Source organism: Sphingobacterium sp. HSC-15S19 (assembly GCF_050433745.1).
Lineage (GTDB): Bacteria > Bacteroidota > Bacteroidia > Sphingobacteriales > Sphingobacteriaceae > Sphingobacterium > Sphingobacterium siyangense.
This window is the reverse complement of sequence record NZ_JBNPWQ010000017.1, coordinates 47,253-58,874: the sequence shown is the minus strand read 5'-3', so window position 1 is coordinate 58,874 and position 11,622 is coordinate 47,253. Positions and strand designations below refer to the sequence as shown.

The window sequence follows — 11,622 nt, the reverse complement described above, 5'->3', positions numbered from 1 at the left end:
TAAGCGCTCCCGATAATCCATTATGTATACTCGTCAGAAAAAGTCAATTGATAAACTAATTTTTGGGTGGAATGACACTATAAAATTTCAGGCCCTCCGCTTCAAACTTTTTGTATAACACAAGCAGCACATCGTTTTTAAGCGACGAGGCATTGGCTGCGGCGTTTACCCAGCAGTAAACACTCAGGTAGATCATCTCGGCACTGATATCCTGTATGCTGATCCCGCTATCTCTATCCTGTATATAATGTGGGCTGGACATCATCGCATCTTTAATCCATTCTTTCGCTTTGTCCAGATCGGCCTGTCGATCGATATGGAGTACAAAGCTTGTTTTGCTGTATTCCTGTGATAAAGTCCAATTGACGACTCTTCCAGAGAGTAAATCGCCATTTGGAATGATAACATCGGCACCATCTGCAGTTTTTAGGACACTGGCGCGTATACCGATTTCTTTGACCCGCCCTTTTTTGTCGGCAAGTTCAATTTGGTCACCCACCCGAAATGGCTTGTCAAAAACCAGAATAATGCCCGATACAAAATTATTGATGATATTCTGCATGCCCAGACCGATACCAACACTCAGTGCTCCGATGACAACGGTAAGTTTATCCAAACTCATTCCCAGGGCAGAGATTGCCATAAAAAAACCAATCAGAATAATCGCCAATCGAAAAAGCGGAAATAGGGTCATCTTCTGATTATAGACCTGGCTAAGCTGACCGTCTTCACCGCCGAGAACAATCAAACTGATATTTTTTTGAAACCAGTTGGCCACGAGAAGCAGTAAAACAGCCACAACAAGGTTGCCAAGTGTAAAAGATATGCTTCCAATGCTACGCACTTTGCCAAAAAAGACTTCGCTCGCTGCCAATAATGTTTCTATAAATTGTAAGTTGTTTGCCAACACAATAATGGCCAAAAGCACACAGACGATCCGAAGAATTTCGGTGATGATAGCCAATGTACGCTGTTCGTTAAAACGCATCCAGAACCCCGCAGTCAGTCGATCTTTTTTAAACTGATTACGTACATCTGCCTTAATCATGTCGGCAAAATACTGTAGTGTAAAAGATTGGACTAAACCAACGGCACAGGCAATACTAAAGCTCCGCGAGTGCTCAACATGGCCAATCACATTCAAGGTAATTGCCGTGATATTGAGGATAGCGAAAACGACATAAATAAAATTGCTGATATACCCCGGACTATCTGCATTTTTGATTCGTCGCTTTGTGTAGCTAACAAGTCCCAGTGCAATCAGATTAAAGGCGATACAAACGATCCTTAAAAAGAGGTCATCGCTTACGATCATATTGACAAATACATCCAGGAGATAGAATACAATGAGGATAATGGCAATTTTACGCTGTAACCCGCTCATGCGATGCCTTAGCAAAAACATGAAGATTAACATAATGACCAATTGGGAAGCCTGCAGAATGAAACTTGGTGTAAAGAAGTTTACAAAAGGCAACAGTGTCAAGAGAAAAATAATTGTTTTTCCAACGATAGCATCAATCGCAAGTTTATGTTCAGGATCATTCTGTCGAAGGATATAGGACACCCGCACAATCCAGTAGCAATAGCCCAATCCCAATACAATCAATAGGATACGGCTCGCCCAATCGGTCCGATTAACATATTTGTCTATCGCTGTATTGTTACTATAATTACTCCGTATATTGTTTAAAATTACATCCTTTGAAATCGCCGCCGTATTTGCTTTCCAGATCGAACTTTTGCTCGATGTAGAATCGACCTTTTTACTTACATTTTTCACTTCATGCACAGCATCCAGACGCAGCAAATGGCGTTGGTTCTTGGCGATGAGTTCATCTATCGTACGGTTGATTGCCTCAAGAGAATCCATTTTTGCCGACAGCTTGAGCTGAGCATTATCAAGGTATTGGTACGCTCGACTATGATTACTGGTACTAATATCATAACGGTTGACCAAATTCCTGATCTGATCCTGGGTAATATTAAGACTGTTTGAATAATTACTGATACTGCCCTTAATAGACTTCAGCTGCCTAATTTCTTCGTGAATACTATTTTTAATTGCAGCAATGCTGTCTTTGGCCGATCCTGTATTGGTCGCAGTATACGTATTGGATTTCTCATTCAGTTGTGCAACGAAATCCGCCATTGAACCTGTTCGAATATTAGCAAGAAAAGTCAAATTGACCTTCTTCAGGTCATTGCGTAAGGAGTCATTGCCAACGCGTGTGGAATCCACAGCTGACCTTTTATTGAAGCCAACATGTGCCGCGGTTCGATCGTTACTCTGATTTCTTCTAACCTGAACTGAATCCTGTGCAAACACATGCAACTGAAAAGCCAAGAGACTTAAGACAAAAATAAAACGCTTAACAATGCCCAATTTCATACTTCTAATTTTGTTGATTTCCTTACCTGACAATGTGTAGCCAAATGCGATGAACACTACATCTTGCAAAGAAAGGACCAAAGGTATTTCTTCGACAAAAATAACTTATCTCCCGTTAAAATCGAATAGCATCCGATAGTTTTAGTTCTTCCAGTCGTTTTACTTTATCATCACGATAAAATAAATTCATCGTCTCAAAAGGAATTAATTTCAAGTCTTTGTTGACGATATGGACACATGATTTTTTGACAGCACGAACGTCAAAATCGTAGGCATCCATAAAATTCATAATGATAATTCGGAAAAGATTGTCGTAATCAAGATCAGGTGCGCAGACTTCGGGTAAACAGCAAAGCAACTGGTTTACTTTTGGCTTTACCTTATCCACAGAAATTCCCGTGCTAAATATATCCAGCAATTGCATCTGAACACCTTTGTCCTGTTCATATACAATGGTGTTGCGCGATTGGCTATTTAACAAAATAGCAGGATCAATATGTCGGGTCAAAGGTATACGCTCCGCTCCTATTTTCAGTATATAGCCCATCGCCAAAGCATCAGGATTACAAGGAACAGGAATAATATCATGTGGGTCCAATAGTGGATATTGATTCAGGATTTCCTGACGTACCTCCGTTAATGTCATTTTATGTTGCTGTGCATCGGCCGCATTTCGACCGGCAATTTCCACCGGTTGAAAGGTTACCCCCCGTACACATCGCTGTTGTAAGGCGTAATCCAATATTTCACCTATTTCATCATCGTTGGTTCCTTTTTCCAGGACAACGACCAAGGTTGTACTTAGATTGAGTGCATTTAATTTGTCTATGGCCTTTTTACGGATATCCGTAAGATCTTTGCCCCGGAATTTTTCAAGCACCGATGGGCGAAAGGAATCGAACTGGAGATAGATTTCAAATTCAGGCGCATAAGTCGCGAGTTGCTCAGCAAAACCAGGATCATTTGCAATTCTGATCCCATTCGTATTGAGCATGAGATGCTTAATAGGCTTTGTTTTCGCAATGTCTAAAATCTTAAAAAAATCAGGATGTATGGTTGGCTCTCCACCGCTGATCTGAACCACATCCGGTTCACCTTCACTTTCGACGATTTTGTCAAACATCCGTTCAATTTCTTCCAGCGAGCGATGTCGTCCATAATGGGGCGAGGACATGGCATAACAGGTTGGACAGGTCAAATTACAGCGGTCGGTCACTTCGATGATAGAAAGGCAACTGTGCTGTTCATGATCGACGCATAAGCCACAATCATAAGGACAGCCATAATGTACTTCATTATCAAATTTCAAAGGTGTTTCTGAGGCTTTATTATAATTCCGAATATTCTTATAATAGTCAACATCAGTTGCAATCAGTGTTTTAAAAAAGCCATGATCAGGACAGTTTTTTGTCATAAATACCTGTTCATCCTCGATAATAATCTTGGCACCAACACGCGAAAGGCATGTTGGACATAGGCTGATGGTGTAATCGTAATATGTATAGTTTCTAACTGGCATAAAGCTGATCTCTAGTTCATAAAGGTAAGTCCACAGGCAAGTCCCCCTGCCAACATTGCTCCAATTCCGCCCAACAATACTTTAAGCCAGGGATTGACATTGAATTTTGATTCTTTATTTCCAGCTTTAATAATCGAGCCGATAATAATAACCAAAAGTGCAATACCGATCACAATAGCACCTATAGTAAGTAGAAAAAGTCCCAACATCGCAGTACTTTCCGATCCAAATGACCCCTCAAGCAAATACATAATTTCTATTTTTTGATTAAACGTTCATTTTTTAATAAATAAATATAATAAATTATCACCACGATGCAGGTAATTTGTATGGTACTTAGCCCCAAAAGTATAATTGCCCGTGGCTTAATAAAGTCCAATAGGAAACGAAAACTAAAATAACTAAGCATAAAAAGCTGAAACAACACACCATTTCGATAATTGTATCGTCGTTTAAAAAGTTGGAGTCCTACAAATAAGAGTAGTAAAAATGCGATTTCATACAGCGCTACCGGATGCCGTTTATAGGGATCCCCCAGATACATCCCCAATGGAGACGTTGTGGGTAAACCATAGGTCTGCTCGAATACCCCCGTATAAAAACAACCTACCCTACCAATGGAAATTGCACTAATCAAGGGAAAGACCATCCGATCACCGGTACTTTCTTTTTTACCCATGATCTTTTTCATCCCTTCCACGGCAACCAAACCTCCTGCCAAGCCACCGATTATCGTATTGTTCACCCAGATGTAAGCCCATTTATGTGTCGCATTGAGCAATTCAGCCGGGCGTTCGAGAGAACCGATGACATGTGAGCCGATTAAAGCCCCTAGACCGGCAGCAATAACAATAAGAAGGGAATTGGTATGCCCTAAACTTTCCTGATCCTTCCATTTGAGCAGCTGATAATAACGCATACCAATAAACATCCCCAATCCTTCCATAAAAGGATGTAGGAGAAGTGTTTTCCCAAACAAATCTATCGTAACCGGAAATTCAATCGCCATAAGCATAAACAAGTATACGAAAGACGATCAAGAAAATGATAAACAAAAGTTTCTGCACATAGGACAAAACTCTTAAAACCAAAAAGCCAGTCTGAAGAACAGACTGGCTTTTAAATAAATATTTTAAAAACGGGAGCTTATAGCTGATTGCTATACACAAATCGGATTTCCTCACGTAGATTATAACGCGAGGCCATCACTTCGCCATAAGCGCCTGCGGAACGAATGGCAATTAAGTCACCACGTTTTGAAACGGGAAGTGGTACTTCCTTACCAAAGCAGTCGGACGATTCACAGATTGGCCCAACCACATCGTAGTTAATGGCTTCGGCGCTGTCTGTCGCGCTGATATTTTCAATTTTATGATAGGCCTGATACAAGGCCGGGCGCATTAATTCAGTCATTCCAGCATCCAATACCAAGAAGTTTTTCTTGACACCATTTTTGACATACAACACGCGGCTAACAAGGCTTCCGCATTGTGCGACCAAAGCCCGCCCCAATTCAAAGTGCACTTCTTGCTGTGCTGTGCGCTCCAGGAAGCGGTCGAAAATATCAAAATAGGCTTCAAAATCAGGAATTGTATTTCCATCAGGATTTTTATAATCAATCCCCAATCCGCCACCGACATTCAATACACGGATTTGTGTACCGCGTTCTTCAAACCAGTTTTTCCATTCATTGACCTTCACGCACAGGCTTTTGAATACGGTCATATCCGTAATCTGTGAACCTACGTGAAAATGAAGACCAACCAATTCAATAGATTCACATTTTTTAAGCACGGCTGCACATTTTTCCAAATCGGCATTGGGCACACCAAATTTGTTTTCATCAAGCCCTGTTGTAATATAATGATGGGTGTGTGCATCCACATTTGGGTTGATCCGTAAAGCCACATTTGCTTTTACACCTTTCTTTGAGGCAAGCTCATTGATGACCTCAAGCTCCTGAATGGATTCCACATTAAAAGCAAAAATATTTTGATCGAGCGCATAATTGATTTCCTTATCAGATTTACCAACTCCCGCAAAAGTGACTTTCTTGGAATCAAAGCCACATTCAATGGCTTTCTTTACCTCATTGCCACTCACACAATCCGCACCAAAGCCGATCTCTTGAATCGCCTTCAATAACTCGTCATTAAAATTGGCCTTTAATGCATAGTGAACATGAAATCCCCGTTTGTGGGACGCAGCATGCGCAGCCTCCAGGGTCTTGTTTAACACATTCAGATCATAATAATAAAACGGCGTTTCTTTCTCTGCAAACTTCGCCGCGATACCTGTATTTATCATATAAAAACCTACTTCTTAAAATAAACGATTGTGCAATGAACGTAATGCTTCTGTTTTATGATCTGAATTCAATAGAATCGACACGTTAAAGTCTGAACCACCGTAAGAAATCATACGAACTGGAAGGTGTTTTACAGCGTCAAGTACGCGAGCAGCATAACCATGGCTATTCAAACCGAAATCGCCTACAACGCATACAATTGTCTGATCACCATCTACTGTTACAGAACCAAAATCCTCCACTTCTTTGATAATATCAGCCAAATTGGTTGTATCATCAATGGTCAACGATACCGCCACTTCCGAAGTTGTGATCATATCGATTGGTGTTTTATAACGTTCGAATATTTCAAAAACACGACGTAGGAAACCATAGGCAAGTAGCATACGCGATGAGTGGATGTGAATTGCCGTGATACCGTCTTTCGCGGCAATGGCGCGAATACAACCTTTCTGAGCACCGTCCTTACTGATCAAAGTCCCTTTTGCATTGGGCTCCATCGTATTCAATAACCGAACCGGAACGTTATATTTTTGCGCTGGGAATACCGATTGTGGATGTAAAATTTTAGCACCAAAATAAGCCAGCTCCGCAGCTTCATCAAAGCTTAGATGTGCAATCGGTGTTGTTCCTTTGACAACACGAGGATCATTATTGTGCATCCCATCGATGTCCGTCCAGATCTGAACTTCCTCCGCACGGATTGCTGCGCCGATCAATGAAGCCGTATAATCTGAACCACCACGGCGCAAATTATCGATTTCACCAAATGAATTTCGGCAAATAAAACCTTGTGTGATAAATAACGTATTTTCTGGGCTCTGTGCCAAAATATGACTTAGTTTTTCGCCAATGTATTCCACCATAGGCTCATTATCCTCATCAATTTTCATAAAATCCAGGGCTGGTAACAACACAGATTTTATACCGATTTCGTTCAAATAGAAATGCCATAAAGCAGTAGACATCAATTCACCTTGCGCCAGAATAACTTTTTCTTCAATAGGTGTAAATAATTCATTGGCTAAAGTAGAAATCAGATTAAAATGGTAATCGATCAATTCTTTACCATTTTTATAACCTTGTTCAGTGCTGAAAAGTTCTTTAATAAGGTCTTCGTACTTATCCTTATGCTTCTTGACCAAATCTTTAGCTTCGTCCTTCTTACCTGCTGTGTAAGCTTGACCTATTTCAACCAAAGCATTTGTCGTTCCAGCAACTGCGGACAATACGACGATCTGACGTTCAGCAGGGTTTACAATATCCAACAACCCTTTGATACGTGCTGCACTTCCCACGGAAGTACCACCAAATTTTAAAACTTTCATACTGAAGTTACAATTATTAAATTTCTGTGTGCCAATATAGGCAATTCATGAATTTATATTAAAAAAAATGCGGCACAAAATCATGAAAGTTTTGTGCCGCATATCTTATATGTTATGCGGAAGAATTACTTCTTCAAGTTTTCGATCAGTAGACCGGCCAATTCTTCGCCGATTCTTTCTTGAGCTTCATTGGTCGCCGCCCCAATATGTGGCGTCAACGAAATTTTTGGATGTTTTAAGATCTCTTCGCGTGGAGTAGGTTCATTATCGAATACATCTAAACCGGCGAATGCAACTTTACCCGAATCCAATGCTTTCACTAATTCCAATTCATCAATAACGCCGCCTCTCGAGGCATTAACTAAGCCAACACCATCTTTCAATAATGGGAACTCTGCAGCTCCGATAGCTGGTTTATCCAAAAATGGAACGTGTAAAGAGATAAAATCTGAAACTTTAAATAAGTTGTCCATCTCCACTTGTTGAATAGGTACCTCAACTTGGATACCACCTGAAAGTGTTATGGTCAATGTTTTTGGTCCTTCGAACAAATCCGTGTAAACCACATCCATCCCCAGACCAATGGCGATTTTGGCAACTTCGCGACCGATACGACCAAATCCAACGATACCGATCGTTTTACCACGAAGCTCAGTACCAGCACCATAAGCTTTTTTAAGGGCGCCAAATTTTGTATTGCCCTCAACAGGCATTTTTCTATTAGAATCGTATAAGAAACGTACACCATTCAATAGGTGAGCAAAAACCAGCTCAGCAACTGATAAAGAAGATGCTGCAGGGGTATTGACAACAGCAATCCCTTTTGAACGGGCGTAGTCTACATCAATATTATCCATGCCTACTCCACCACGGCCGATAACTTTCAAGTTAGGGCAGCCATCAATCAGGGCCTGACGTACTTTAGTTGCACTACGTACCGTGATTGCATCATAAGCAAGGAGCTTTTCTGGAAGCTCTTCTTGCGGAATATGAGTTGTATCTACACTATGACCTGCATCTTCCAGCATTTTCTTTCCTAGTGGATCGATACCGTCATTCGCTAATATTTTCATCTTTATAATTCGTTTTTAAAGGTATCAGTGCCGTTCAACTCATCGGAAGATCCAACCAGGTGAATACAATACGACCTCTATAATTCTTAATCTAACTAATTATCTGTTTGTCAACTGCTAAATTTCAGCAACATGCACACTGCCTTATGCCGTATGCGTGTCCTCAAATTCTTTCATTGCATCAATCAACGCATTTACGCTGCTTAATGGTAAAGCATTGTAAATCGAAGCTCTAAATCCACCTACAGAACGGTGACCTTTGATTCCGATCAAATTACGCTCTTTTGCCAAAGCCAAAAATTCAGCTTCCAACTCTGGTGTATCCATTACAAAAGTAACATTCATGCGTGAACGATCTTCAACAGCTGCAGTACCTTTGAACAATGGGTTACGGTCGATTTCATCGTATAAAGCACGTGCTTTGATGATATTCTCTTGCTCCAATACAGAAACACCGCCCTTTGCTTTTAACCAACGAAGGTTTAACATCGAAACAAAGATCGAATATACCGGTGGAGTATTGTACATTGAACCACCATTGATATGCAATTGATAATCCAACATCGACGGAAGAACACGTCCTGATTTACCTAAGATATCATCTTTAACAATCACGAGTGTAACACCTGCAGGGCCCATATTTTTTTGAGCACCAGCATAGATCAAATCATAGTCAGCAACATTGATCTCACGTGAGAAAATATCAGAAGACATATCAACAACCACTGGCAATGCCGTTTCAGGTTTATCAAAAACCTCAGTACCGTAAATGGTATTGTTAGCTGTATAATGAAAATATGCAGCATCTGTTGGGATGGCATATCCCTTAGGGATGTAGGAATAATTTTTATCAATCGACGAAGCTACAACATCTACTGTACCGAATTTTTTAGCTTCTTTTAATGCTTTTGTAGCCCAGACACCAGTATCCAAATAAGCAGCTTTACCTCCTTCAGGTAAAAGATTCAACGGCGCCATTGCAAATTGCAAACTAGCCCCTCCTTGAAGGAAAAGAATCGAATATCCCTGAGGTACTGCCAATAACTCGCGTACTAATTGTGTGGCTTCGTCTATCACTGCTTCAAACTCTTTGGAACGGTGAGAGATCTCTAAAATTGATAAACCGGTGTTGTTAAAATCAATTACAGCTTCTGAGGCTTGTTGAAATACTTCCTTTGGCAGAATACATGGACCTGCTCCAAAATTATGTTTCATTGATGTTATAGTTTGTTTGATTGCTATTCTTTAACCCTAGCTAAGCAATCCGTTGTTTAAAAACCAAAGGTAAAATAAAATTATATATTTTTCAACTAATCTGTTTTTTTATTGAAAATTTATAAAATTCTAAATGATTTCAATAAAAAGATCGCACAACAAACACCTAGTTCAATGCAAAAAATATCAAATAAGCAGCACTTTCCACGCCATATCTACCTGATTATCTTGCAAATACTCCTTAGCTTTAAGTTGAAGATGGGTATTACGGGCGGATTGATCGCCAATAAAGGCATTAAGCAATTCGTAAATTTCAGGGAGACTAGTTATATCATCTACCTCATGTGGAGTGGGTAAACGTTCGATCTGAGCCAACTTAATTTTCTCGTTTTCCGTAAAAATATTCGATTCCCTTATAAAAGGAGGAAGCTGATTGTAATCCATAAAAAAGCAGAAATTTTATTCAAATTTCTGCTTAATATCTCAGAAAATAAAATTCTTATATTTTTTCGATAATTCGATCGGCAAATTCACTTGTTTTGACTAATGTAGCATCATCCATTAAATTGTAAAAATCTACGGTCACGGTCTTGGCAATTATGGTTTCGCCCAAGGCCTTAACAATTGCCGCCGCTGCTTCTGTCCATCCAAGGTATTCGAGTAGCATAACACCGCTTAAAATAACCGACGAAGGATTCATGGTATTGGTATTTGCAAAACGAGGTGCTGTGCCGTGAGTAGCTTCAAAAACAGCATGCCCTGTTTTAAAATTGATATTAGCTCCCGGTGCGATCCCTATACCGCCAACCATTGCGGCCAGCGCATCAGAAATATAATCACCGTTCAGATTTAAAGTTGCCACAACGGAAAAATCCCGTGGATTAAGTAAGATCTGCTGTAAAAAATTGTCGGCAATAATATCTTTAATCAAAATTTTACCTGAATCCAAGGCGGCTTTTTGTTCCTGATTAGCAACCTCCGCACCTTTTTCTGCTTTCGTTCGCTCCCATTGTCCCCAGGTATACGTTTTGTCGGCAAATTCCGTTTCAGCAACCTCATACCCCCAAATCTTAAAAGCACCCTCCGTAAATTTCATGATATTTCCTTTGTGAACAATCGTCACTGAAGGTAAATTGTGATGAATAGCATGTTCTATTGCCGCACGGACCAGTCTTTTCGACCCTTCCTCAGAAACCAGTTTGACACCGACTCCTGTTGTGGCCGAGAAATTGTAATCAATATCAAGCTCGTCATGCAAGAAATCCTGAAACCTGTTGGCTTCAGCTGTTCCCGCCTGAAACTCTATTCCAGCATAAATATCCTCCGTATTTTCACGAAAAATCACCATATCCACATATTCCGGATGTTTGACTGGTGAAGGTACGCCCACAAACCATTTTGTCGGCCTTTGACATACGTAGAGATCCAAATCCTTACGCAAAGCAACATTCAAAGAACGGATTCCGCCGCCTACTGGCGTGGTTAGTGGCCCTTTAATTCCAACGAGGTATTCTTTTAGTACATTTAGGGTATCTTTTGGTAGCCATTCGCCTGTTTCGTTAAAAGCTTTTTCACCTGCCAGCACCTCCTTCCATGTTATTTTCCGTTTTCCATCATACGCTTTCTCCACCGCTTGATCAAAAACACGCACTGCCGCATGCCAAAGATCAGGACCAATACCGTCGCCGATAATAAAAGGAATTGTTGGAAAATCTGGAACCTGTAAAGTTCCTTCACTTGACATTGTAATCTTATTTGACATAACCTTCAATTTTAACGGACAATTA

At 40.4% G+C, this 11,622-nt stretch carries 10 protein-coding genes; all 10 read right to left on the bottom strand.

Annotation, left to right across the window (positions count from 1 at the left end):
- Nucleotides 1-55: 55 nt before the first annotated feature.
- Entirely contained in the window at nt 56-2,392 is a 2,337-nt protein-coding gene (locus L1283_RS15260; RefSeq protein WP_145328515.1) for a mechanosensitive ion channel family protein, read from the bottom strand.
- A 115-nt stretch (nt 2,393-2,507) separates the two neighbouring features.
- Nucleotides 2,508-3,911, bottom strand: coding sequence for a radical SAM protein (locus L1283_RS15255; RefSeq protein ID WP_120334702.1), 1,404 nt, complete (start codon nt 3,909-3,911; stop codon nt 2,508-2,510).
- Nucleotides 3,912-3,922: 11 nt separating this feature from the next.
- A complete protein-coding gene (locus tag L1283_RS15250) occupies nt 3,923-4,162 on the bottom strand; it encodes a hypothetical protein (protein ID WP_046675824.1) in 240 nt (79 codons plus the stop codon).
- 5 nt (nt 4,163-4,167) lie between these two features.
- Complete coding sequence (locus L1283_RS15245; protein ID WP_145328517.1) at nt 4,168-4,920, bottom strand: prolipoprotein diacylglyceryl transferase; 753 nt, start codon at nt 4,918-4,920, stop codon at nt 4,168-4,170.
- A gap of 137 nt (nt 4,921-5,057) precedes the next feature.
- Nucleotides 5,058-6,218: a diaminopimelate decarboxylase gene (gene lysA / locus L1283_RS15240; protein WP_145328519.1), complete on the bottom strand. Its 1,161-nt coding sequence runs from the start codon at nt 6,216-6,218 to the stop codon at nt 5,058-5,060.
- Nucleotides 6,219-6,233: 15 nt separating this feature from the next.
- The gene (locus tag L1283_RS15235) at nt 6,234-7,547 is read right to left on the bottom strand and encodes an aspartate kinase (protein WP_088161047.1); all 1,314 of its coding nucleotides are present in this window, start codon (nt 7,545-7,547) and stop codon (nt 6,234-6,236) included.
- Between the two features lie 125 nt (nt 7,548-7,672).
- Nucleotides 7,673-8,620: a D-2-hydroxyacid dehydrogenase gene (locus L1283_RS15230; RefSeq protein WP_075991985.1), complete on the bottom strand. Its 948-nt coding sequence runs from the start codon at nt 8,618-8,620 to the stop codon at nt 7,673-7,675.
- Nucleotides 8,621-8,764: 144 nt separating this feature from the next.
- Nucleotides 8,765-9,835 carry a 3-phosphoserine/phosphohydroxythreonine transaminase gene (serC, locus tag L1283_RS15225; protein ID WP_088161046.1) on the bottom strand — a complete coding sequence of 357 codons (1,071 nt, stop codon included), beginning with the start codon at nt 9,833-9,835 and terminating at the stop codon, nt 8,765-8,767.
- Nucleotides 9,836-10,021: 186 nt separating this feature from the next.
- Nucleotides 10,022-10,279 carry a hypothetical protein gene (locus L1283_RS15220; RefSeq protein WP_088161045.1) on the bottom strand — a complete coding sequence of 86 codons (258 nt, stop codon included), beginning with the start codon at nt 10,277-10,279 and terminating at the stop codon, nt 10,022-10,024.
- A 55-nt stretch (nt 10,280-10,334) separates the two neighbouring features.
- The gene (gene icd, locus L1283_RS15215; protein WP_088161044.1) at nt 10,335-11,597 is read right to left on the bottom strand and encodes an NADP-dependent isocitrate dehydrogenase; all 1,263 of its coding nucleotides are present in this window, start codon (nt 11,595-11,597) and stop codon (nt 10,335-10,337) included.
- Nucleotides 11,598-11,622 lie beyond the last annotated feature (25 nt).